This window comes from Thiothrix lacustris DSM 21227 (assembly GCF_000621325.1).
In the GTDB taxonomy this organism is placed as follows: Bacteria; Pseudomonadota; Gammaproteobacteria; order Thiotrichales; family Thiotrichaceae; genus Thiothrix; species Thiothrix lacustris.
In genome coordinates, this window is record NZ_JHYQ01000014.1 from 98,332 (window position 1) to 121,226 (window position 22,895).

26 protein-coding genes are annotated in these 22,895 nt (G+C 51.1%); 19 read left to right on the forward strand and 7 right to left on the reverse strand.

Annotation, left to right across the window (positions count from 1 at the left end; genetic code table 11):
- Positions 1–68: 68 nt before the first annotated feature.
- The gene (locus Q394_RS0107875; RefSeq protein WP_028488797.1) at positions 69–824 is read right to left on the reverse strand and encodes a helix-turn-helix domain-containing protein; all 756 of its coding nucleotides are present in this window, start codon (positions 822–824) and stop codon (positions 69–71) included.
- A 117-nt stretch (positions 825–941) separates the two neighbouring features.
- The gene (locus tag Q394_RS0107880) at positions 942–1,517 is read right to left on the reverse strand and encodes a DUF6174 domain-containing protein (RefSeq protein ID WP_156946771.1); all 576 of its coding nucleotides are present in this window, start codon (positions 1,515–1,517) and stop codon (positions 942–944) included.
- A gap of 228 nt (positions 1,518–1,745) precedes the next feature.
- On the opposite strand from Q394_RS0107880, the gene Q394_RS19560 reads away from it, so the two are divergent.
- From Q394_RS19560 to Q394_RS0107970, 18 genes are all read left to right on the forward strand, one after another.
- A complete protein-coding gene (locus tag Q394_RS19560) occupies positions 1,746–2,132 on the forward strand; it encodes a PIN domain-containing protein (RefSeq protein ID WP_051543100.1) in 387 nt (128 codons plus the stop codon).
- 112 nt (positions 2,133–2,244) lie between these two features.
- The gene (locus Q394_RS0107890; RefSeq protein ID WP_084260392.1) at positions 2,245–3,252 is read left to right on the forward strand and encodes an ABC transporter substrate-binding protein; all 1,008 of its coding nucleotides are present in this window, start codon (positions 2,245–2,247) and stop codon (positions 3,250–3,252) included.
- Entirely contained in the window at positions 3,249–3,995 is a 747-nt protein-coding gene (locus Q394_RS0107895; RefSeq protein WP_245606750.1) for an ABC transporter permease, read from the forward strand. Before Q394_RS0107890 ends, Q394_RS0107895 begins: the two co-directional genes overlap by 4 nt.
- A complete protein-coding gene (locus Q394_RS0107900) occupies positions 3,992–4,759 on the forward strand; it encodes an ABC transporter ATP-binding protein (RefSeq protein ID WP_028488801.1) in 768 nt (255 codons plus the stop codon). The genes Q394_RS0107895 and Q394_RS0107900 overlap by 4 nt, the downstream gene beginning before the upstream one ends.
- On the forward strand, positions 4,752–5,510 hold the full coding sequence (locus Q394_RS0107905) for an ATP-binding cassette domain-containing protein (protein ID WP_028488802.1): 759 nt from the start codon (positions 4,752–4,754) through the stop codon (positions 5,508–5,510). Before Q394_RS0107900 ends, Q394_RS0107905 begins: the two co-directional genes overlap by 8 nt.
- On the forward strand, positions 5,507–6,433 hold the full coding sequence (locus tag Q394_RS19565; RefSeq protein ID WP_051543105.1) for an alpha/beta fold hydrolase: 927 nt from the start codon (positions 5,507–5,509) through the stop codon (positions 6,431–6,433). The genes Q394_RS0107905 and Q394_RS19565 overlap by 4 nt, the downstream gene beginning before the upstream one ends.
- Positions 6,434–6,479: 46 nt before the next feature.
- On the forward strand, positions 6,480–7,820 hold the full coding sequence (locus Q394_RS0107915; RefSeq protein WP_028488803.1) for an NAD(P)/FAD-dependent oxidoreductase: 1,341 nt from the start codon (positions 6,480–6,482) through the stop codon (positions 7,818–7,820).
- 93 nt (positions 7,821–7,913) lie between these two features.
- Positions 7,914–8,246, forward strand: a complete 333-nt coding sequence (locus Q394_RS0107920; RefSeq protein WP_028488804.1) for a rhodanese-like domain-containing protein — start codon at positions 7,914–7,916, stop codon at positions 8,244–8,246.
- 84 nt (positions 8,247–8,330) lie between these two features.
- Positions 8,331–8,795, forward strand: coding sequence for a sulfur carrier protein DsrE2 (dsrE2, locus tag Q394_RS0107925; RefSeq protein ID WP_028488805.1), 465 nt, complete (start codon positions 8,331–8,333; stop codon positions 8,793–8,795).
- A 71-nt stretch (positions 8,796–8,866) separates the two neighbouring features.
- A complete protein-coding gene (locus Q394_RS0107930) occupies positions 8,867–9,481 on the forward strand; it encodes an NAD(P)H-dependent oxidoreductase (RefSeq protein ID WP_028488806.1) in 615 nt (204 codons plus the stop codon).
- 24 nt (positions 9,482–9,505) lie between these two features.
- Positions 9,506–10,369, forward strand: a complete 864-nt coding sequence (locus Q394_RS0107935) for a metallophosphoesterase (RefSeq protein WP_028488807.1) — start codon at positions 9,506–9,508, stop codon at positions 10,367–10,369.
- Positions 10,370–10,546: 177 nt separating this feature from the next.
- A complete protein-coding gene (locus Q394_RS19570) occupies positions 10,547–11,044 on the forward strand; it encodes a response regulator (RefSeq protein ID WP_038140874.1) in 498 nt (165 codons plus the stop codon).
- Between the two features lie 12 nt (positions 11,045–11,056).
- On the forward strand, positions 11,057–11,443 hold the full coding sequence (locus Q394_RS0107945) for a response regulator (RefSeq protein ID WP_028488808.1): 387 nt from the start codon (positions 11,057–11,059) through the stop codon (positions 11,441–11,443).
- Entirely contained in the window at positions 11,436–11,966 is a 531-nt protein-coding gene (locus Q394_RS0107950) for a chemotaxis protein CheW (protein WP_028488809.1), read from the forward strand. The genes Q394_RS0107945 and Q394_RS0107950 overlap by 8 nt, the downstream gene beginning before the upstream one ends.
- Positions 11,963–13,102, forward strand: coding sequence for a methyl-accepting chemotaxis protein (locus tag Q394_RS0107955; RefSeq protein WP_028488810.1), 1,140 nt, complete (start codon positions 11,963–11,965; stop codon positions 13,100–13,102). Before Q394_RS0107950 ends, Q394_RS0107955 begins: the two co-directional genes overlap by 4 nt.
- 13 nt (positions 13,103–13,115) lie before the next feature.
- A complete protein-coding gene (locus Q394_RS0107960; RefSeq protein ID WP_028488811.1) occupies positions 13,116–14,945 on the forward strand; it encodes a FimL-related protein in 1,830 nt (609 codons plus the stop codon).
- A gap of 74 nt (positions 14,946–15,019) precedes the next feature.
- Entirely contained in the window at positions 15,020–18,151 is a 3,132-nt protein-coding gene (locus tag Q394_RS0107965) for a hybrid sensor histidine kinase/response regulator (RefSeq protein WP_028488812.1), read from the forward strand.
- Positions 18,148–18,651: a chemotaxis protein CheW gene (locus Q394_RS0107970; protein ID WP_028488813.1), complete on the forward strand. Its 504-nt coding sequence runs from the start codon at positions 18,148–18,150 to the stop codon at positions 18,649–18,651. The genes Q394_RS0107965 and Q394_RS0107970 overlap by 4 nt, the downstream gene beginning before the upstream one ends.
- Here Q394_RS0107970 and Q394_RS0107975 read toward each other — a convergent pair.
- The 4 genes from Q394_RS0107975 to Q394_RS0107990 form a co-directional block, all read right to left on the reverse strand.
- Positions 18,637–19,125, reverse strand: a complete 489-nt coding sequence (locus Q394_RS0107975) for a hypothetical protein (RefSeq protein ID WP_028488814.1) — start codon at positions 19,123–19,125, stop codon at positions 18,637–18,639. The genes Q394_RS0107970 and Q394_RS0107975 overlap by 15 nt on opposite strands.
- A complete protein-coding gene (locus Q394_RS0107980) occupies positions 19,118–19,951 on the reverse strand; it encodes a symmetrical bis(5'-nucleosyl)-tetraphosphatase (protein ID WP_028488815.1) in 834 nt (277 codons plus the stop codon). Before Q394_RS0107980 ends, Q394_RS0107975 begins: the two co-directional genes overlap by 8 nt.
- Positions 19,952–20,026: 75 nt before the next feature.
- Positions 20,027–20,737: a Bax inhibitor-1/YccA family protein gene (locus Q394_RS0107985; RefSeq protein WP_038140876.1), complete on the reverse strand. Its 711-nt coding sequence runs from the start codon at positions 20,735–20,737 to the stop codon at positions 20,027–20,029.
- A gap of 48 nt (positions 20,738–20,785) precedes the next feature.
- Complete coding sequence (locus tag Q394_RS0107990) at positions 20,786–21,511, reverse strand: SPOR domain-containing protein (protein ID WP_028488817.1); 726 nt, start codon at positions 21,509–21,511, stop codon at positions 20,786–20,788.
- A 230-nt stretch (positions 21,512–21,741) separates the two neighbouring features.
- On the opposite strand from Q394_RS0107990, the gene Q394_RS0107995 reads away from it, so the two are divergent.
- Positions 21,742–22,632: a dienelactone hydrolase family protein gene (locus tag Q394_RS0107995; protein ID WP_028488818.1), complete on the forward strand. Its 891-nt coding sequence runs from the start codon at positions 21,742–21,744 to the stop codon at positions 22,630–22,632.
- A 44-nt stretch (positions 22,633–22,676) separates the two neighbouring features.
- Here Q394_RS0107995 and Q394_RS21885 read toward each other — a convergent pair.
- Positions 22,677–22,895 (reverse strand): zinc ribbon domain-containing protein (locus Q394_RS21885; RefSeq protein ID WP_156946772.1); only part of this gene is annotated, 219 nt, incomplete at its 5' end.

A 22,895-nucleotide genomic window follows, 5' to 3' on the forward strand; every position in this document is an offset into this window, starting at 1 on the left:
CAACTGAACACATTTCAAGAAAAAATAGTTAGTAAGGGCATGTTTAACCTACAAATGGTCTGCCTTTACTACGACCATCCCCGTCCTTGCTTACGTTGCTCACCGAACAAGCGCTCGTAATCCCAATCACGCAAAGCCAGCAAGACGGTAGAACCCTTACGCTCCCCCAGTGGCAGGCTGGCGTCATCCTTGCTCAGTGCATCGAAATCTTTCGCCAATTGCGCCATTTTACGCTGGAATAATGCATTGCTGGCATCGCTCAACATGCCATTCAACACCACCAGCTTTTCATGGGTTTTGCTGAAACGGGTGCGGAAAAACTCGGTTTCGATCTTGGCGAGGAACAGTTTCATGATAGGGCCATCGTCACGCCATTTAAAATTGGGAGCCACCAGCAGCTTAATCCGATTGCCGGGCAGCAATTCGATAATGTTCAAACGGTCAAGGTGCGCCAGATAGCGGATGACCTGCGCTTCACTAAAATTGTAACGGCTAATGATGTCCTGCCATGACCAGCGATTGAGTACCAATACTGTCACCAGCAGCAGGCTGAGGTCGTCGGCAATTTCCTTTTCCTGTGCGTGCGTCAGTTCGCTGATGGGCTTGGCGTGTTCGGAGCGCATTTCATGCACCAGATCGGAAATTTCCATGCCCATCAAGGCACACACATCATCCAGCCGTTGCAGCGAAAGGTTTTGTTCGGAAAATAGGCGTTTGACGCTGGCTTCGGAAAGTTGCAGGCAATCGGCAACATCCACATAGGTTTTATTGTGGCGCTTGAGCAGCTTTTTGAGGGTAGTGATAAGTTCAGTGGTTTGTGGCATGTGGTACTGCTGTTTTAATTGTTATGGCTAAAGTACCGTATTGTAATACGTTTGGGGCGTAAATGGCGGGTAGTGGCGCAAGATTTTTCGCCCCTACCCTTCAGGATTTGCCTTGGTTTATTTTTTGTTCGACTTTTTGACAGTCTTCTTCACGGTCTTTTTGGCTTTGGGTTTTGCCTTGGTCATGACCTTGAATTCAGAAGCGGTGTAGTACATTTCCTCATCGGCAATCTGCACACTCTGGTCAACACTGACCGAGAGCGGGTAGCCGTAGTGCTCATCGTATTTCACATCGATGCGGGCAGCCTTGCTGTCGACAGCCTTGTGGATAATGTCGAACAAGCCTTCCATGCTGATAGCATCAGTGCGACGTGCTAACGGCAAGGGGGTCTGATCTGCTTGCAGCGTCGCTTTAGTCACGGTACTACCGGATACTGCAATGGCCATTGGTTGCCGGAATTCCGGCGAGCAGAAGCAGGAACGCTGCAAGGTGTAGCTGTAGTACGCTGGCTTGTTTTGCCGCCACTTGGTTTCGGCTGCCAGCAAGTCACGATTGGCGATAAAATAGCTGGCAGTAGGTGGGGCGGGATGTTGTACACCGCCATCATTTTGCCCTGAAAAAACAGGTGCGGTTGCAGCACAACCACTCAGCAAGCCCATGCAGAGTGTGGTAGCCAGAAGAAGTTGTTTCATACCAATATGCCCCCGTGTGATGATTGTATTGATACAACAAAAGACAGGGGGTCGGTGGGAAAGTTCAAGCGCGGCATGGACTTATTCGAGGATAAGAAAGGTTGTTTGATAGCTATCACAGTTTTATTTTGAGCAAAATGTAAACTGTTGAGACGACTAGCTCGAGATTGACCTCTCACTCTACCAAGCAGTGACAGGCAAAGAAGAAGAAATGAACAGCAATCCCCATTGGCTACCCAGTTAATTGAGCGACACGCCAAGGTATTGGTGACAGATGTTGTGTTGATCGAAACAGTCTGGATATTGAGCGGTAAAAAGTACCAAGCCAGCCGTGATGACATTATCAAACTGATCAGTGACTTGCTGAGCGAGCCAAACATCGTGTTTGAAAATCCCCAAGTCGTGTGGGCTGCATTAAGTGAATTCCGCACTGAACGCTCTACCCAAGATGAAACAGGCAAAAAGCTCAAGCTGCCCGATTTTCCTGACACGTTGATCATTTACAAAGCCAAACAGACTGCCAAGCAATGGGGCGAACCCATTGAGGCGGTTTACAGCTTTGACAGTGGCACGTTGCGGGTTAGAGTGCACAATAACCATTTTCCTCAAATCTGATAAAGCCATTCCACAATTGTTCTGGATCCCCGCAGGTTGGTAAAAGGTGGGTAGTATTCCCCCCTGCTTTGCGGTATCAAGAAGCCTTCATGTCATCGTGGAGGAGGACATTATGTCGGGTTCATACCGTCTTTACTGGGTGCGCTGTATCGCCGTTTTGGGTTTACTCACAGGGCTAACATCACCCGCCTTCGCGCTGGAAAAAGTCCGCGTTGGCGTGCTGGAATTCGGCACGGTCAACTGGGAAATGGACGTCATCCAAACCCACAAACTCGCCGAACAACAAGGCATTGATCTAGAAATCGTGCCGCTCGCTTCCGCCGATGCCTCCACCGTTGCGCTACAAGGTGGCGCGGTCGACATCATTGTCTCTGACTGGGTATGGGTCGCCCGCCAACGCGCTGCCGATGTTGATTACACCCTGTTCCCCTACTCCAACGCGGTCGGCGAATTGCTGGTCAAGGCCGATAGCCCCATCAAAACGCTAGCCGACCTCAAAGGCAAAAAACTCGGCGTGGCGGGCGGCGCGTCCGACAAAAGCTGGCTGCTGTTACGCGCCTTTGCCCAGCAACAACAGACGCTGGATTTGCAAGCCGACACCGAGCCGCAATACGCCGCGCCCCCGCTGCTGAATGCGCTGATGCAACGCGGCGATTTGGATGCAGTGCTGAACTTCTGGAACTACGCCGCCCGCCTCAAGGCCGCCGGGCTACGCAGCATCATCACCGTGCCCGATACGCTGGAAGGCTTAGGCATCCCGCGTGACCTACCGCTGCTTGGCTGGGTCTTCAGCGAAAAATGGGCAAAGGAACACGCCGCCAGCGTCAACGGTTTCCTCAAAGCCTCGTATGCCGCCAAGCACATCATGCAAGATGACGATGCCGAATGGGTACGCCTGCGCCCGCGCCTGAAAGCCGATGACGACGCCGTGTTTACCGCCCTGCGCGACGGTTTCCGTGCAGGCATTCCCACCTGTTTTGGCGACAAGGAAAAGCAGGCAGCGGCGGATACCTTCCGCATTCTGGCTGAAGTCGGTGGCGAAAAGCTGGTCGGCACCGCAACCGCGTTGGACACAGGCGTGTTCTGGCCTGACTTCAGCCTGCCTGCTTGCGCGAAGTGAAGCTGAATCAGCGTTACGTGCGGGTGCTAGTGCTAGGCGGCTTTTTGCTGGCTTGGCAACTGCTCGCGTTACTGCTAGCCAGCCATTCCCTGCCCAGCCCGCTGGCAGTGCTGGAAACCTTGTGGCAACAGCTCGTCAACGGTGAATTACTGTTTCATCTCGGCATCACCCTGCTGCGGGTTATCGTCAGTTTCACGCTGGCGATGCTGGTCGGGGTCGCCATTGGCATTCTCATGGGCAGCCGCAAAGCGTGGGATAATGCGCTGGATGTGCTGCTGATCCTCGGCCTCAATATTCCCGCGCTCGTCACCATTATCCTCTGCTACATCTGGCTGGGCTTGGGCGAAACCGCAGCGGTGCTGGCGGTGGCCTTGAACAAAATCCCGATGGTGATCGTCACCCTGCGCGAAGGCGCTCGCGCCATCGACCACGACTTGCTGCAAGTCGCGCAAGTCTATCGGCTGTCACGCTGGCAAACCTTCCGCAGCGTCTACCTGCCACAACTTTACCCCTATTTGTTCGGCGCAGCGCGTAACGGGCTGGCGCTGATCTGGAAAATCGTGCTGGTGGTGGAACTGTTGGGGCGTAGTAATGGCGTCGGTTTCCAATTGGGCAATTACTTCCACTTTTTCGACATTAGCGGGATTCTGGCCTACACACTGGCGTTTGCGCTGATTGTGCTGGCGCTGGAAGCCTTGCTGCTACGCCCGCTGGAGCGGCATTTGAATCGGTGGCGCACATGAATCTTCTATCCGTTGATTTACAACGCAAAGTCTACCCAAACGGCGTCTGTGCGGTGCAGGATTTGCGTTTTAGTGCCAATCAAGGCGAATTCATCGCGCTAGTGGGGCCTTCGGGGACGGGCAAAAGCACCTTGTTGAATATGATTGCAGGGCTGGATACCGATTTCACTGGGCAAATCCACTCCCCGCCGGACACTACCTTAAGTTTCATGTTTCAGGAACCGCGTTTGCTGCCTTGGCTAAGTGTCGCGGATAACATCCGGCTGGTGCTGGAGGCACCGCAACGCCAGCACGACAACGCACGCTTTGCCCGCATGGAGACGCTGTTGCAGCAGCTCGGTTTGCAGGATTTCCGTGACAGCTTCCCCAATCAACTGTCGGGCGGAATGAAACGCCGCGCCGCACTGGTACGCGCCTTCGTGACCCAGCCCAGCCTGTTGCTGATGGATGAACCCTTTCAGTCGCTGGATGAACCCACCGCACAAGACTTACGCCAGTTGCTGCTGAAGCTGTGGGCAGAAAGCCAGCCGACCGTGCTGTTTGTCACCCACAGTTTGAACGAAGCCTTGTTGCTGGCGGATAGAGTGCTATTCTTATCGCCACGCCCTGCTAAGGTGATTCTGGATTACCGCGTGCCGCTGCAACGCCCGCGCCCACTGAATACCAGCGCCTTACAACCCTTGCAGGCTGAACTGCTGCAACAATACCCGGCACTGCTTTCCGGCCTGCTTGACCGGACTTCTGAGGAATTTCCACATGCCTGAATTACCTATCCTGTCCGTCGTTGCGATCAGCAAGCACTACGGCAAACTGTGTGCTGTGAATCAGGTGAGTTTCCAGCTTGGCAGCGGCTTTCATGCCTTGCTGGGACCCAATGGAGCGGGGAAATCCACCCTCTTCCAACTGTTGACCGGACTATTCGCGCCGGATCAGGGCGATATTCACCTCAACAGCATCAGCATTCGCCAACACTTGCCGCAAGCACTGGCGCAGATGGGCGTGGTGTTCCAGCAACCCGCGCTTGATCTTGACCTCAGCGTGCAAACTAATCTGGACTTTTACGGGCGTTTGCATGGCATGGGTAAAGCCGACATCCGCGCCCGCAGTGCCCACGTCCTCACCCAACTGGAAATCGCCGACCTTGCCCCCACGCCTTGTCGCAACCTCAGCGGTGGCAATCGCCGCAAGGTGGAACTGGCGCGTGCACTCTTAACCGAACCGAAATTGCTGTTGATGGATGAAGCCACCGTCGGCCTTGACCCCGCTTCCCGCGCCACCTTGCTGGCTTACGTCCACCGCTTGTGCCGCGAGCAAGGCTTGTGTGTCTTGTGGGCCACCCATTTGATGGATGAAGCCGAACAAGCCGATCAGGTACTGGTGATGCACAAGGGCAAATTGTTAGCGCAAGACACCCCGATAGCACTGATGACCCAAACCCACACCACGTCCTTACTGGAAGCCTTCTTCCAGTTATCGGGGGAGTCTCACGTAGAAACGACGCCAACCCAGTTATGAATCTGCCTGTCACACAAGGCCATGTGCTGCATTACGCCGAATTTGGTCATCCGATGGGTATTCCTTTGCTGTTTGTGCACGGCGGCCCCGGTTCGAGTTGCCATCCGGCACAAGCCAAGCTGTTGTATCCACAAGGTTTCCGCATTATCCAGTTTGACCAGCGCGGCTGTGGGCAGTCGACACCTGGCGGTAGCTTATTGGGTAACCATACCGCTGCATTGATACAGGATATGGACGCTTTGCGCCTGCATCTAGGCATTGCCCAATGGGTCGTGTACGGCGGTTCATGGGGCGCGACATTGGCGCTGGAATACGCGAAACGTTACCCGCAACAGGTGCTAGGCTTGCTATTACGCGGGGCATTTCTGGCACGACAGGAGGATTGGGAATGGTTCAGTATGCCGCACGGGGTTGCTCAACAGTTTCCGACAGCGTATCAGGCATTACGCCAAGCCTTGGGTACGGTGGATGGCGCCAACCCGATCCACGGCTTGTACCAGCAGTTACTTAACCCGCAAACCACTCAGGAAGCCGCTTACCGTTACGCGCTGGCATGGGATGCGTGGGAATGCACCGTCATGCGACTGGCGACACCAACCTTTAACCCTGATCCGACCAGTTGGCAGCGGAGCATCCATCGCGCTCGCGTGTATAGCCATTACTGTGCCCAGCAGTTTTTCCTCAGCCCGCAAGGTGTCCTGCCGGGGCTGGAGGCTATCCGCGATATTCCCGCAATTCTGGTACATGGCATTAATGATCAGGTATGTCGTTATGCTAGTACTCTCTTGCTCGTGGAGGCTTTGCCACAGTGCCAACAGGTAGCGGTAGAGCAAGCGGGGCATGGGATGCATGAAATCACCTTGCAACAAGCCCTGCAACAAGCGGCAACCACATTACATACCAACCTTTTGCCAAGGCTTTAACCTTAAGCTAAGCTCCACCGCAATATCCTTAATGGCGAGAATCCTTATGCAAATTCATACCCCAGATGGGGAAGGTATGCACCGTATAGTGATCGTGGGCGGTGGTGCAGGCGGCTTAGAACTGGCTACCCTGTTGGGTGACAGTCTCGGTAAACAGCGCAGTGCACACATTACCTTGATTGACAAGAACCGTACCCACATCTGGAAACCCATGCTGCACGAAATCGCTTCCGGCAGCATGGATTACACCTTGCACGAAATCGACTACCTTGCCCAAGCGCACTGGCACCACTTCCGCTATCGCATTGGCGCCATGAGCAAGGTTGATCGTACTCAACGGCTGGTATTCATTGATTCGCATACCGATGAAGATGGCGATACCGTTACCCCTGATCGCGCGATTCCTTACGACACCTTGGTGGTGGCGATTGGTAGCCGCACCCATGATTTCAATATTCCCGGCGTAGCGGAACACGCGATCCAAATGGACACGGCGGAACAGGCGGAGCGTTTTCACCGCAAGCTGGTCAATGCCTTTATCCGTGCCAATGCGCAGCCACAAGACCTGCAAGCCGGGCAGTTACAGGTAGCCATCATCGGTGCAGGTGCAACCGGCGTTGAACTGGCTGCCGAACTGCACAAGAGTGTGCGTGCTCTGGTCACTTATGGGCTGGAACGCATTGATGCTGACCGCGACGTAACCCTCAACCTGATCGAAGCCGCGCCACGCATCTTGCCTGCCTTACCGGAACGCATTGCCGGGGAAGCCATGCGCATCCTCAATAAACTTCAGGTGAATGTACGCACCAATGCCCGCGTTTCTGGCGTGCAAGCGGATGGTGTACAACTGGCCTCTGGCGAATTCATCCCCGCTGAACTGGTGGTGTGGGCGGCGGGAATCCGCTCGTTTGTATGCCTGCAAAATATGGATAACCTTGAGATCAATGGCATCAACCAGTTACTGGTCAAGCCCACCCTGCAAACCACGCTGGATGAGAATATCTTCGCGTTTGGGGATTGCGCCGCCGCGCCCTGGCTGGGTAAGGATGCAGGTACACTCGTTCCGCCAAGGGCACAAGCCGCTCACCAACAGGCCATGCACCTCACCCAACAACTACACCACCGGCTGGATGGCAAACCGCTGAAAGATTTTCAGTATCAAGATTTCGGCTCGCTGATATCACTGGGTGAAAACTGGGCAGCAGGCGGCTTGATGGGCAACCTTGCCCAAGGCACGTTGTTTGTGGAAGGTTACATTGCCCGCTTTATGTACAATATGCTGTATAAAAAACACCAGTTCGGGCTGCACGGTTTTTGGAAAGTGGCACTGGATACGGTATCAGGCTTCATCCGTCGTAAAACCACCCCGCGCATCAAGCTGCATTAAAGGCTGCTAATTTACCCACGACAACTTGACATGAAACCTATCTCCATTAGAATATAAGTAAGCTTTAATATTTATTGGGATGCAAGGTCGTTTATGTTTGGAATTCGTGAAGTTGACGCTGCTGGTTTGCAAAAAATGTTGGATTCTGGTGAAAAAGTCCGCCTGATTGATGTGCGTTCCGCTTCGGAAGTGGCTCAGGGAATTATTGAAAATTCCGAGTTCATGCCCTTGCATACCCTGCCATTACGCATGAACGATCTGCCGAAAGATGAAACCATCGTTTTTTATTGCCGCAGCGGGGCGCGTTCCGCTCAGGCATGTATGTTTCTGTCACAAAACACCGGCATCGAAGCGGTCAACCTACGTGGCGGGATTATCTCGTGGTATCAAGCAGGTATGAAGGTCGTATTACCGAACGCTGCCTAAATAAGAGAATTCTGTTATACTGGCAGACGAGAGAGGTGGGTCGTTACTGACCTGTGAGTTACAATTTATCATGAGACATCGAACATGAGCAAAAAGCTAGCGATCATCGCAACTAAAGGTACGTTGGATTGGGGCTACCCTCCGTTCATTCTGGCATCCACAGCGGCTGCGCTTGGTTATGACGTGCAAGTTTTCTTTACCTTCTACGGCTTACAGTTGTTGAAGAAGAAACTTGACCTGCAAGTTACCTCATTGGGCAACCCCGGTATGCCAATGCCTATGCCTATGCCAGTCCTGTTACAAGCACTGCCAGGTATGCAAGGCATGATGACCTCCATGATGAAAAAGAAAATGGCGGACAAAGGCGTTGCTGATCTGGGCGAACTGCGTGAACTGTGTCAGGAAGCTGATGTCAAATTCATCGCTTGCCAGATGACCGTTGACCTGTTCGAGATGGATACCAAAGACTTCATCGACGGCGTGGAATACGCTGGCGCTGCGATGTTCTTCGAATTCGCTGGCGAATCCGACATCTGCCTGTTCATCTAATCTCCGAAGGTTATTGGACAGTCACTAAGAAGCCGGGTATACCCCGGCTTTTTACTTTAAGGAACTGCACCATGAAAATCATGCTCATCAGCGGCAGCCACCGCGAAGACTCTCAAAGCGAGAAAGTAGCGCGGCACATCGCCCAATCATTGCTAGATAACCAGCAAGCAACCGAAACCGAAGTTTTTTCCTTAGCAGGCAATCCTTTGCCCTTGTGGGACGAGGGTATATGGAATGGTGAGGCCAAATGGCAGACCATACTTAACCCTTTATCGGAAAAATTGGCCTCTAGTGATGGTTTTGTCATCATTGCGCCGGAATGGCATGGGCAAGTCCCTTCAGGTTTGAAAAATTTTTTCCTGCTCTGGGGAGCCGGAGAGCTAGCACATAAGCCTGCATTAATCGTAGGTGTGTCATCCTCAGACGGTGGTGCTTACCCAGTGGCCGAATTACGTATGAGCAGTTACAAAAATAACCGTATCTGTTACATCCCTGAACAATTAATTGTTCGCAATGTGGAATCTATCCTCAATGCGGATAATAGTAAAAACAACTCGGACGCAGACCGTTATTTCCGTGAGCGTATCGTGTATGCGGGGGGAATCCTCAGTGCTTACGCAACGGCTCTCAAGGGTGTGCGCGAGTCTGGCATTACCGCGACGGATACTTTCCGTAATGGTATGTAATACTTTATTGACGAGGCAGCAACCATGTTGAAATCAGCGGCGATGACACCCCAGCGGGTACTGAACCGCATCGGGCGCATGAACTATTTCCACGACGACCGCCACGCGGAGCGTACCAACGAAATCCGCTGGCTGGTGGAAGAGTTCGTGGAAATCCCGGTGAAAAACCTGCCCTTAGCCTTGGAAGGTTTTACGATTGTACAGCTTACCGACATGCATTTGCGGCCTTACACACAGGTGGAACACATCCAGCGGGCAGTGGAAAAAACCAATGCCCTCAAGCCTGATCTGGTGGTGCTAACCGGCGACTATGTGTGGCACGATGGCGAGGATATCCTCGACCTCGTACCAGTACTGGCGGGGTTAAATGCTCGCTATGGGGTCTTCGCTGTCATGGGCAATCATGACATCAAGACCGACCCGGTGCTGATTGAAGAAACCTTCGCTAAGCACGGTATTCCGGTATTGCGCAATGACGGGCTGGATATTCAACATGATGGCGGCCTGTTCCATCTGGCGGGTATCGATGATGGCTGGCTGGGTAAGCCAGACATCAAAGCGACACTGGACAAATTACGCGGCAACAAGCCGGTGGTATTACTGGCGCACGAGCCAGATATGATCGACTGGTATGCGAATGATGAACGGATTTCCCTGCAATTGTCCGGGCATACTCACGGTGGGCAAGTGCAGCTTAAACCCGGCAAGCCGTTTATTCGGCCGTATCTGGGGCGGAAATACGTGCAGGGGCTGTACCGAGTTAATGAATCTTGGGTGTATACCAGCCGAGGCATTGGCTCCACTGGGCTGCCGATTCGCCGTAATTGTTCGCCAGAAATTACCCACGTCACATTGGTGGCAGGTGATTATTATGCACAGGCGGCATAACGCTTTATCTGAAAGGTTTGTACGCTAGGCTTATCAAGTGGGTAAACTGAGTGCTATGTACAAAGGTGTCGGACTACCCGACACGACATAAAGACCTTCTGTAAGCTTAGGCTTATAAGATGAGTCGAGTAGTCTTGTAATAATTAAAAAAACAACAAACTAGGTCAAAGTGTAAATATGCCTGATAACCTGAACAATACGCTTGAACGCGATCTGACCGGCCTGAAAGTCGTGGTAGTGGACGACAGCAAGACCATCCTGCGAACTGCTGAGGTTTTGCTGAGTGAGCAAGGCTGCTGGGTAGTGACAGCCAGTGATGGTTTTGAGTCACTATCTAAAATTTCATCCTTTAAACCCGATGTTATTTTCGTCGATATCATGATGCCACGCCTAGATGGTTATCAGACCTGCGCCCTGATCAAGGCCAACCGCCAATACCGTGATACCCCCGTCATTTTACTATCGAGTAAAGACAGTATTTTCGACATGGCTCGCGGGCGACTAGCGGGTTCTGACAAATACCTCACCAAGCCGTTCACCAAAGACGATTTACTGACGGCTATTTATACTCATGTCAAACAGCCAAAGGCTGTTGAAACAGCAGAAACAATACCACCTGCTGCTGAGTCTAAACCCGTTGAGCCAGTTCCTTTTATTGACCTCATTGACGATTAAAGAGGGAATTGCATGTCTGCTCCACACATACTGATCATTGATGACTCATTGGCTGAAACCCGCATTTTTACGGTATTGCTGGAAAAAAAAGGGTATCAAGTAAGTGTAGCCTGCAATGGTCAAGAAGGTATTCAGGTCGCGAAAGCCCGTCAGCCTGACATTATCTTGATGGATGTGGTCATGCCGCTACTCAATGGTTTTCAGGCGACCCGTGAACTCACTCGCAGCCCAGAAACCGCACATATCCCTATTATTGTGTGCAGTTCTAAATCGGCAGAAACGGATCAAGTTTGGGCTTCACGGCAAGGGGCAAAAGCTTATTTAATCAAGCCAGTAGACCCGAAAATATTACTAGCCACTATTACCCAATTTTTACCGAAGGCGGTAGACAATGGCTAGCCCTTACGAACTATTGGCAGGACTGGCTTTGCTGCGCGAAAAAAAGCGTCGCTCACGCCAGCACCATGCTCAAGACCTACAAGAATGGTCAGGATTTCAGGTAACCATTGGTGAAATAACCTGCCTCATTCCCTGTGATCAAGTTGAAGAGGTCGTCACACCCAGCAACATTGCCTTGGTACGTGGTGTCCCTCCTTGGATCAGTGGTGTTGTGTATTGCCGCGCACAACTCGTTACCTTGGTGGACTTAGCCTCACTATTACGCGCTAACGGACGCTCAAACACCTCTGGACGCGCTTTTGTGGTACGTGGAACACGGGAATGGTTCGGGTTACAAGCGGGTAACTTTGAAGGTGTACGACATATTTGGTCAGATACACCAAGTTGTGAGACGCCAACGCAACTAACCGGTGATTGGTTACGCTATACACACCAATGGCTATTACTGGATAACCACCCCACCGCTGTACTCGATGCCACTCGGTTAATCACTGCGCTTGAAAGCGGAGAGATACCCGTATGAGTCTACTTATTTACCAAATCATCATCGGCGTATTACTGCTGATCGTGGTGGGAATGGGTGTTTTATTATTACAGATGAAACGTCAAACACATACCCAAACGGCCGGAGACGCCCGCCAACAACAGCAAGCTGTATTACGCTTACTGGATGAAATGAGCTCGCTAGCCGATGGTGATTTAACCATGCGTGCCACCGTGACGGAAGACGTCACCGGTGCCATTGCGGATGCAGTCAACTATGCCGTTGACGCGCTACAGGCACTGGTCGTGCGTATGGGCATGACATCGCAGCGCCTGACGGGCTTTGCCCAAGATGCCGAAACACGCGTAAACAGCTTAGCGGGTTCTACCTCCAAACAAGCACAAGAAATAGCGGTGGTCACATCCGCCATCGCGACGATGACACAGTCTATTCAAAAGATATCGCGCAATGCCTCAAGTTCTGCGGAGGTCGCTCGAAAATCACTGGATATTTCACAGACAGGCGCACAAACCGTGCGAGCCACGATTGCCGACATGGGCGCTATCCGCGAAAAGATTCAGGCAACCTCTAAGCGCCTTAAGCGTTTAGGTGAAAGTTCACAAGAAGTCGGCGACATTGTACGACTCATGAACGACATTGCAGAACAGACCAATATTTTAGCACTGAATGCTTCGATTCAGACCAGTGCCTCCCAAAACACGAGCAGCAATGCCAATAACAACAAGGGTTTTCGACGCTTAGCGGATGAGATGCAGCAATTGGCTCAGCAAGCAGCGGAAGCTTCACGCAAGATTGACGTGCTGATCCGTACCATGCAGGCGGATACCAGCGAAGTAATGGCCTCGATGGAAGAAACCACCGCCAAAGTGGTAGATGGGGCGCGGAATGCCGAATCGGCAGGTGCCGCGTTGGATGAAGTTGAAGACGTGACTATCGGTCTGGCGCGTCTGATTGGCAATATCTCTGATGCAGCCGGTAAGCAGGCCAATATGGCCGGGCAAGTGGTCAAAACCATGAGCGCGATTCAAGAGATTACTCAACAAACAGTCCGCTACAGTGAAGAGACTAGAGAATTGGTCACGGATCTGAATGCCACTGCTGCTGATTTGCGCGGTGCTATCGCGGATTTCAATGTAGCCGAAGAAAAACAATAACGACAGGTGTAATATGATTTCGGATAAATCAAGTCTGGCTAGCCGGATCGGGTGGATCGCCAATGAAACTGAACAAGCGATTGAACAGGCACGCCAAGCCTTTGGCCGCTACAGTGAATCATCTGAAAAAAGTGAGTTAAGTGCCTGTCGCGAGACATGTCGCCAACTTAACGGCATACTAGACATGCTCGATGCTAGTGGCGTTAGTATGCTAAGCCAGGAAATTGTCAGCCTACTGGATGCATTGATCCAAAATCAGGTAGAAAACCTGCGAGCCGCTCAAGACGCTGTGGCGGAAGGTTTGCTGCAATTATCCGAATACTTGAAGCATTTACAGGCTGGTTACGCCGATTTACCCATGATCGTGCTACCGACCCTGAACAACCTGCGGGCTGCTCATGACGTAGAGCTACTGTCCGAACACTTGGTGTTTTTACCCGAAGATGCCCATGCTAGTGATGAGCTGATTGGCACCACTGAATACGTCGCTCTGCCAATGGATCGCTTGTTACAAGTGAGTACCAAGCTACGCTTTTTCCTACAAAAAGCCTTGTTGGGCTGGTTCCGCAATGAGCAACCAGAACGCATGTTACAGGCAGTGGGCAAAGTCACTGACAATATGATCAAACTCAATCAGTCACGCCGGTTGCGTTCCCTTTGGTGGATCGCTTCTGCATTGGCGGATGCCTTGGCACATGAGCGACTCGAACAAGGTGTCGCTGTCAAAATGCTGATGGGAAGATTAGAACGTGAAATCCGTCAGTTTGGGGAAGTCGGTGAAACTGCTTACGATCATATCCTCTCGGATGAGTTGATCAAAAACTTACTGTATTACGTGGGCTTAGCAGAAAATGGCGCCCCCATCACCGATAGAGTAAAAGAAGCGTACCATCTTGACATGTACTTGCCACAAGGCGAAACCCTGGACGAATTACGCCATTATTACACTACACCAGGACGTGAAATGTGGCGTGCTGTTGCCAATTCTGTCACGGAAGAATTACGCAACTTACAAGGCATTCTTGATGCCATGCAAGATAAAGAACGTCAGCCTGAATTACTGAGTAAACTCGCTGATCGCACCGACAGCTTATCCAATACCTTGGCAATGCTGGGTTTAGGACGCGCCGCCCAGTTAACAACCGACTTAGCCACAGAACTCAAAGCCCACTTAAGCAATGAGCAGGTACAAGATAGAGATGCCATGTTGCGCATCAGTACCCACTATATACGCTTAGAAAAAGTATTGGCAGAATATGCAGAAACGGGACAAGACCTAACCGATACCTTATTCAATCAAGATAATGATCACGCGGATAATCTTGATCCTTCCAGCGAGCGTAGCTTACTGCGCACCACTTTAACCGAATTGAGCAAAGCACAATCCCGCATGGTTGCCTTTTACAAAGAAGGCTGGGCATTTGTGTGCTTAGAAGATGTTGCTAGCTCGCTAGAAAACATCAGTGGCGCTTTAACCATGGCGGGTTCTGCTGAACTACTGCCGATGGTCAACACGGCTCTGCGTTACGTGCGGGAAGATTTGCTGGCACATAAACGTGAACCTTCACCAGAAGAGTTATCCACGTTTGCAGATGTTCTGACCTTATTTGAGGCATCGGTATCGACGCGCTTACAGCATGAAGACTACCTGACCTTATTGCCAACAGGTTTTAGCAAGCTGCGTGAATTGAATCAATTCAGTCATCTAGACTTATTGGAAAACGTCGATCTAGCGAGCCTAGAAGCGGAGATTGAAACAAAAAAAAAAGCGCAACAGATTACGACATCAACGTTACTGAAGCGCTTACGGATGCCGACCCAACCAGCACCAGCCACCCTTTAAATCCCGAGGTAGTCGCCCTTCCTGAGGCGACTACTACAGCGGTAGAGACTCCGCCCTCTGACTTACGTAATGCATTGGGTGAAGAAATCTTCGAAATTTTCAGCGAAGAAGTCACCGAAATCTCCCAAAACTTGCTTGAACTCTACCCGCAATGGCAACGAACGCGGGGTGATCGCGCGTTATTAACAGAAATTCGACGGGCGTTTCACACCTTAAAAGGTAGCGGACGCATGGCGGGTGCTTATGCATTGGGAGATTTTGCATGGATTCACGAAGACATTACCAATCAGTTATTGAGTCGCCAAATAAAAGCGGATGACCGAGTGGTGTTTCACATTGGAAAAGCCATCAATGTTTTACAGGAAAGACTAACTTTTTTCCTGAATGCACAACAAAAAGATGCAAATGTCATCACACTGATTGCTGAGGCAGAAGCGACCCTATTGCCACTCGAACAAGAGCCATTGGAAATGTTCGACTTCTCTGCTCCAGAACCCGTTCAACAAAAAAAACCAGAGCCAGAGCCAGAATACGAGCCGCTCGATATGCTCGACTTCTCTTTGCCAGAACAAACGCCAGCCGAACAATCAGAACCAGAGCCAGAACCAGAATCTGAGCCGCTCGATACGCTCGACTTCTCTTCTCCAGAACAAATGCCTGCTGTTGAACAACAAGCATCACAGGACACGGCTATACCCACAACGCCATTATCATCAGAACTCGATGATGCAACGGAAGAAGCAGCCGAATCACGCCTCATTTGGCAGCTATTCTGGGAAGAAGTCCCCGAACAACTGCAAGCACTTGATCGCAATTTGCAACGTCTGCGAGATGCACCAGAAGAACAGGAAACCATCTGCGAACTAGAACGTGAATTCCACACACTGAAGGGTGGAGCACGTATGGCACAACTAAGCTCCCTTGCTGACATCAGTCACGAAGCCGAAAACCTATTATCAGGCTTACACTTTGTTACACGAGTCAGTGAAGCTGATATTGAGCATTTACAACAAGCAGTCGACCGTTTACACGACTTGGCCGCTGAACTCAGCCACCCTGCTGAACCAGCAAACGCAAGCAAATCCGTATTACCAGACATCCCACCCCAAACACCGACTGAAGCAGATACACCTACCCTAACGACACCCCTGCATACCTGGGTACAACAACCGCGTGGTTTACCCAACGAATCCGGTAGTTTGTTGGAGCAAATGCTGTTGGAGCAAGCGGATAGCTTGCCTGACATTTCCCTACTAGAAAGCGCTACCCGTCCCGCAAACTCGTTAATGGAGACAGCCGAAACCACAACGACTAACAATACCAATCCCCATGAAACGATTCGCTTACCTGCCCTCTTTATTGATAGCCTGATTGACAGAGTAGTAGAACTCAATGTGCAACAAGTGCATATGTCAGAACATCTCAGCAGTATGGGCATGGATGTCGATGAACTGGTACGAACCGTAGCACGCTTACGCCAGCAAATTCGCACGCTGGAAGTAGAAAGCGAAGCACGCATCCATGATGGACGTAGTAAACACAAACCCATCACCAGTAACACGGATAGCAATTTCGATCCGCTGGAAATGGATCAATATGCCGAAATCCAACGAATTTCCCGCTCACTCGCAGAAAGCCTGAACGACCTAGTCAATCTAGAGATAGATTTAGCAACACAGGTACGCAAAGGCGAACAGTTATTGCAAACGGATATGCGTTCAACCCGTAAACTTCAGCGCGACTTACTGGATACACGGTTGGTAGCTGTCACCATGTTAGTACCGCGTTTGCGGCGTTTAACCCGTCAAGTGGCTGGTGAACTTGGCAAGCAGGTAGTACTGGAAATTCAGGGCGAGGAATGCGAACTTGACCGTAACCTTCTACAGAACATGACGGCTCCGTTGGAACACCTGATCCGCAACGCGATTTCGCATGGTCTGGAAACCCCAGAAGAACGTACCAAGCAAAACAAGCCCGCCACTGGCAAAATCACCCTGACCATCAGCCGTGATGACGCTGAAATTGTCATCCGTTTCAGCGATGACGGGCGGGGTTTGAACCGCACGCGCCTGCACGAACGCGCTCTCGACATGGGTATTATTACCAAGGGGCAGACATTGCCGGAAACGGAGCTGGATCGCCTGATCCTGCGCCCCGGTTTTTCCACCGCCAGCAGCGTCAGCCAAATTGCTGGGCGCGGCATCGGTATGGATGTGGTGCATTCTGAACTCAAAGCCTTGGGTGGCAGTTTGCAAATCAGCTCCAAGCCAAACGAGGGGGTGGAATTTGCCATGCACTTGCCGTTTACACTGGTCGTAAACCCGGTGTTATTGGGAGAAATACAAGGACAAATCTACGCCATACCGATTAGTGGTGTACAGGGTTTAGCACGGATTAGCGGGCGGCAGCTTCAAGAAGCCTTCGAAAGCGATACGGCTATCTTGGAATTTGCTGGGCAACCCTATGTACTGCATCACTTAACAGAAGTACTGGGTATGCCACGCGGTGACATGACGTTTGACGCAGAAGAACGTTTCCCCGTCATTTTCATCGAACTACAAGGGCAAGCGGTCGCATGGATTATTGATACTATTCGCGGACGACGCGAGGTGGTGTTACAACCCTTAGGTTCATTGTTCAAAAACTGCCGCTTGTATTCGGCAGCGACGGTATCACCTGATGGCAGCGTGTTTCTCGTGCCTGATATGGCAGAACTAGCGCGGCAAGCCACCATCCAACACAACCAACCTAGCTTGCCAGACGCAGAAACCTTACCACCCGAGGAACCCATCGGCCCACCACGAGTATTGATCGTAGATGACTCCATTACTGTACGCCGAGTGACAGAGAAATTCCTCAGTACCCGTGATTACACCGTCTTGAGTGCCAAAGATGGCATGGAAGCGCTGGAACGTATGAGTGAATTCCAGCCAGATGTGGTACTGCTGGATATTGAGATGCCACGTATGGATGGCTTTGAATTACTGGGACATTTACGCCGCGACCCTCAGTGGGCAAAACTACCGATCATTATGATCAGTTCACGCACTGCTCAGAAACACCGTGAACATGCCGGGGCATTAGGGGCAACTGGCTTCTTAGGTAAGCCTTACCAAAATGAGGTGCTACTGGATGCTTTACAGGAAGTGTTAACCAGTGGGCATGAGACAGACAATACACACGATTGGGAGAACATGCCCGTATGAACCTAGAACAAAAACCCCCCATTAAAAGCCTGATTGTTCGCTTGAGCAAGGGTAGCCTGATCTTACCCATCAACCTGATGGCAGAACTGGTAACAGGAGGTGAATTAACACCTTCTGAACACCCAGGTGTCGAAGGATGGCTGCATTGGCGTAACCGCCAGATTCCAGTGGTCTCACTGGAATCGCTGTGCATGGAAGAAGAGTCTGGGGAGTCTGATGAAGGTAAGTGCCTAATTTTACATACAGTATCAGCACTTCCCGGTTTGCCCTTTATTGCATTACGGGTGCAGGGTGGTTTGAATACACTCGATATTTTACCCGATACCTTGCGCGATGATCACAGCGGTAATGTGCAACGTTGCCCTTATGTAGCGCGACAAGTTCGCGCCTCACACTTGCTGTGTTTTATACCGGATTTGCCAGCAATTGAAGCAGTAGTAGCGGAAGTCTTGCAACTGACAGCGGAACAACACGAGCCAGCAACCTTAGATCAAGACTAAGGATAGTAAGATGACAAGGATAAAGGTCATGCCAATAGCCGTATTCATACTGTTATTTGTCATGAGCCGATCCATAAAGACGCTCTTTTCAGCAACATTACGCATAATTTCGAGGCGCTGCTTAACAGGAAACGTTTCAGGCTTTTCAAAATTGGCAGCGCCACCTTTGAGATTGATCAAAGGAATCAGCATATTGATGTGAATATGTGCCTGAATCGCATCCTGAGTAGGGCTATCGTAGTTCAACAGCCAAGGCGCAGCATATTCAAAAGCTTCCATGATAAACGTATCACGCATTTTCTCCTGACTCGCCTTGATAATGGCGCGGTTACGCTCCAAGCCTTTTTGCAAATCTTCCAGCGACATCATTGGCATGGGCGCTGAAATATGCACGTAATAATCACGCCCTCGTACATTAACCTTCACGGTTCCGGCGTAATTACTGGGTTCTGTATCTTTCTTTTCGTCAGCCATAGTCATCACATTGAATGCAGGTTAATTGTTGATTTTTGTCTATTCTAAAAGCGCTGAGCTGACCGCCCCATACACAGCCCGTGTCCAGCGCAATGACATAATCCTCATTATGGTATCCCAAAGTAGACCAATGACCAAATAGCACGGTCAATCCTAGGTTCTGCTTTGTTGGATATTTAAACCAAGGAATAAGTTCCGAGGCCATATGAGGAAGTTGTGCCACCGTCTCATTAGGCTTGCCTTTTTCCTCGAAATCAAGACTGCCGTCAATATGGCAATAACGCATCCGAGTGAATGCGTTAAGGATGTAACGATGGCGGTCAAAAAGGCTATCAGTGGGATTCCACCGATTCGGTTGGTCGCCATAAACGTGGGCTAACCACAGCGGCAAGGTTGGGCTAACAAACTGCTGCTCAACTTCACGGGCGCAGGCTTGCGCAGTAGCCAAATCCCACTGCGGGGGAATGCCTGCATGGCTCATGGCGTACCCTAGGCTGGTATCCACATGCAACAGCGGCCGCTGTGCCAGCCACGCCATTAATTCTGGGTAATCGTGGGCTTCGGTGAGGATTTTCAGGCTTTTATGCGGCTTACGTAAACCATGAAAAGCCGCCAGTAGGCTGACATCATGATTACCGAGCACACAGACTGCTGCATCCCGCAGGGAACGCACCAACCGCAAGGTTTCAAGAGACTGCTTCCCCCGGTTAACCAGATCACCCGCAAACCACAGGGTATCCTGTCGCGGGTCAAAACGGATTTTATCCAGCAGGCGCATCAAAGGGTCATAACAGCCTTGTACATCGCCAATTGCGTAAATAGCCATGCGAATCAATCTCCCAAAATAAATAAGGCGTCCCGAAGGACGCCTTATCAAAGCACAGAAAGCGACTGACGGGTATCAGTCTTGACCCGTCAAGCTCATCAGAAATTGCACAATATACCAGAACATCAGGCCAACACTGGAGAACAGCGACAGCGACGCGGCAACATGCTGTTCCGTGTTGTATTCATGGATAATATTGGAGGTGCTATACAGCACGGAAGCAGCTGCAAACACAATCATGATGCCAGAAAACACCAGTCCCAGCGTAAAACCGAACAGGAGACTAGCAGCAATCACGCCCAATGCGATCAGGCCACCAATATTAAGCACAGGCCCCAGGAACGAAAAGTTCTTACGGGTTGTGAACGCAGTAAAAGTAATGCCCGCGACCAATACTAAGGTCAGCAATGCTGCATGGCTTAGAATATCCGGTGCTTTGCTGAGCGCGATGTAAATCAGCGGCATAAACACAATGGCTTCCGCCACCACGAACAAGCCCAGTCCCGCGTATTGCATTTCCTTGGAAATCGCAGAATGCGCCCAGTTATTGGCGACGTATGAGGTAACCATGAACAGCCCCATCACCACCAGCCACATCCACATACCACCTTGCAACAGGTGGACGAAAGATTCGGCAATACCGGACTGAATAAGAGCGGTTTCAATCCCGACAAAAGCGAGAATAGCCCCGCCCAGATGCAAATAAGTGCGACGGATAAAGCCCGCGCGTTCGGTTTCGCTAGCATTAGCAGCCAGCACCCCGGAATGACTATCTAAATAGGCCATATGTGTGCCTCCCTTGTTTTGTTGGCATGTACGAAATGGTCATAATCATTACATACGCACAGCCAATGGGCTAATTCCCATTCCAGACAAAGTTTGTTGCCACTTTTTTAGTACATCAGAAGAAGCCGCTGGCCCAACTTTAACACGATACCAAGTTTCCCCTTTCACACTGGCTTGCTCTACCCGGCTACTGAGACCTTTTTTCTTCAAGCGATTACCCATATCGGCCGCTTGATCGGCAGTTTTATAAGAGCCAATTTGGAAACCATTGAAACCAGTCGGTGCCGTTGATACAGCGGACTTTACGGGAGCATCAGCAGCATTCTTCTGATTATCCTTGTTATCCTTTGCAGTTGTCACCGTCACTTCCTTCTTCTTATCAGCAGATTTATCTACTTTAGACATTGGTGGCTGCTCTGCCTGTACCGCCATAGGCACATCTATTTCCAACTGCGGCAGTACTGCATGGTAACTAAACCCTGGGGATGCATCCAAAGGCTCGTTACTAGCAAGTTGCTTGTCCTGTAAAGACGCTGAGGTGTTGTTGCCTCCTGCCACATTATCCGTGCCAGCCACCGCTTCAGCACCTGCCGGAGACGTACTCAGGGTAGCTTGAGTGGCGGTGCTCACATCTGGTGCATTGCCTTTATTGGCAAGTGCATACATACCCGCGCCAATCAGCAACCCGATGGCAACACCACCCACCATCCAACCCAAACCGTATTGCCCAAAGGCACTATCAGCGGTTGATTGTTTTTTGAAATCTTTGGTCATAGTGGTAGCCTCGATATTTAGGGTGTAACAATCATTATAGCGAAAACTCTAGGAATGAATCACTTATGCGTCATGTTTTAAAGTGAAATCTAGCTGAAGTCAATCGGATCAACGTCAATGGGATTAATTGTAGAGCTTGCCTTGGAAAACAATTCATCGCACGGGGATACTATACAAACGGGCGAAACTGGGCTATCAAACAGAACACACCCCACATCAGGAGATGAGTCATGGATAAACAAACCCAAATACAGATCCCTCAGGAAGCATTTGATTGGTATGACGAATACGCCCACGGCGGCATCGACCGGCGCACCTTTTTGGCACGCTTGGGTAGCTTGGCGATTACCGGGCTGACTATCGGCACGATCAGCAGTGCCCTGTTGCCGAATTATGCGCTGGCGGAACAGGTTTCCTTTAACGATGAAACCATCAAGGCCAGTTACGTGGAATTCGCCTCCCCCAAAGGCTATGGCAAGGGGCGTGGCTATCTGGTGACACCCAAACTGCTGGAGGGTAAAGCGCCAGTAGTTTTAGTGGTACATGAAAACCGTGGCCTCAACCCTTATATCGAAGACGTGGCGCGGCGGCTGGCCAAGCTAGGTTATGTAGCATTTGCGCCGGATGCGTTGTATTCCCTCGGCGGCTACCCCGGCAATGACGATGCAGGACGCGAGATGCAAAAGTCGCTCGACCCGGCCAAAATCGAAGCGGATTTCATCGCCGCCGCCGAATTCCTGAAAACGCATGAGTCGAGCAACGGCAAGCTGGGCGTAGTGGGTTTCTGCTTCGGTGGTTATATCACCAATATGCTGGCAGCCAGTTTGCCGGAAGTGGTGAATGCGGGTGTCCCGTTTTACGGCACGCCGCCCAAAAGCGGTATCGAGAACATCAAGGCTCCACTGATGCTACAGTTTGGTGAGCTGGATGAACGGGTTAACGCGACCTGGCCAGAATACGAAGCGGCGCTGAAAGCCAGCAAGGTAGATTATCAGGCGTTTGTGTACCCCGGCGTGAATCACGGTTTCCACAATGATTCAACCGCACGCTATAACAAGGAAGCAGCGGAACTGGCGTGGTCGCGGACGGTAGCGTTTTTCGGCAAGCATTTGCAGGCGTAGGTTCCTTGACTACTCCCCACGGCTAAAGCCGGGGGATTCCTAATTCACCGAGAACAGGACGACGACACCGAAATGCCATCGCCACTAACATTCTCTCCAAAGGCTAACACCGCCAGCCCGGCGGCTAAAATGTTACGTGCTGCATTCACGTCACGGTCGTGGGTTGTGCCGCATTCGGGGCACTCCCACGATCGCACGTCCAGCGGCATGTTTTCTTTCACGAACCCACAGCAGGAACAGCGTTTAGTGGACGGGAAGAATCT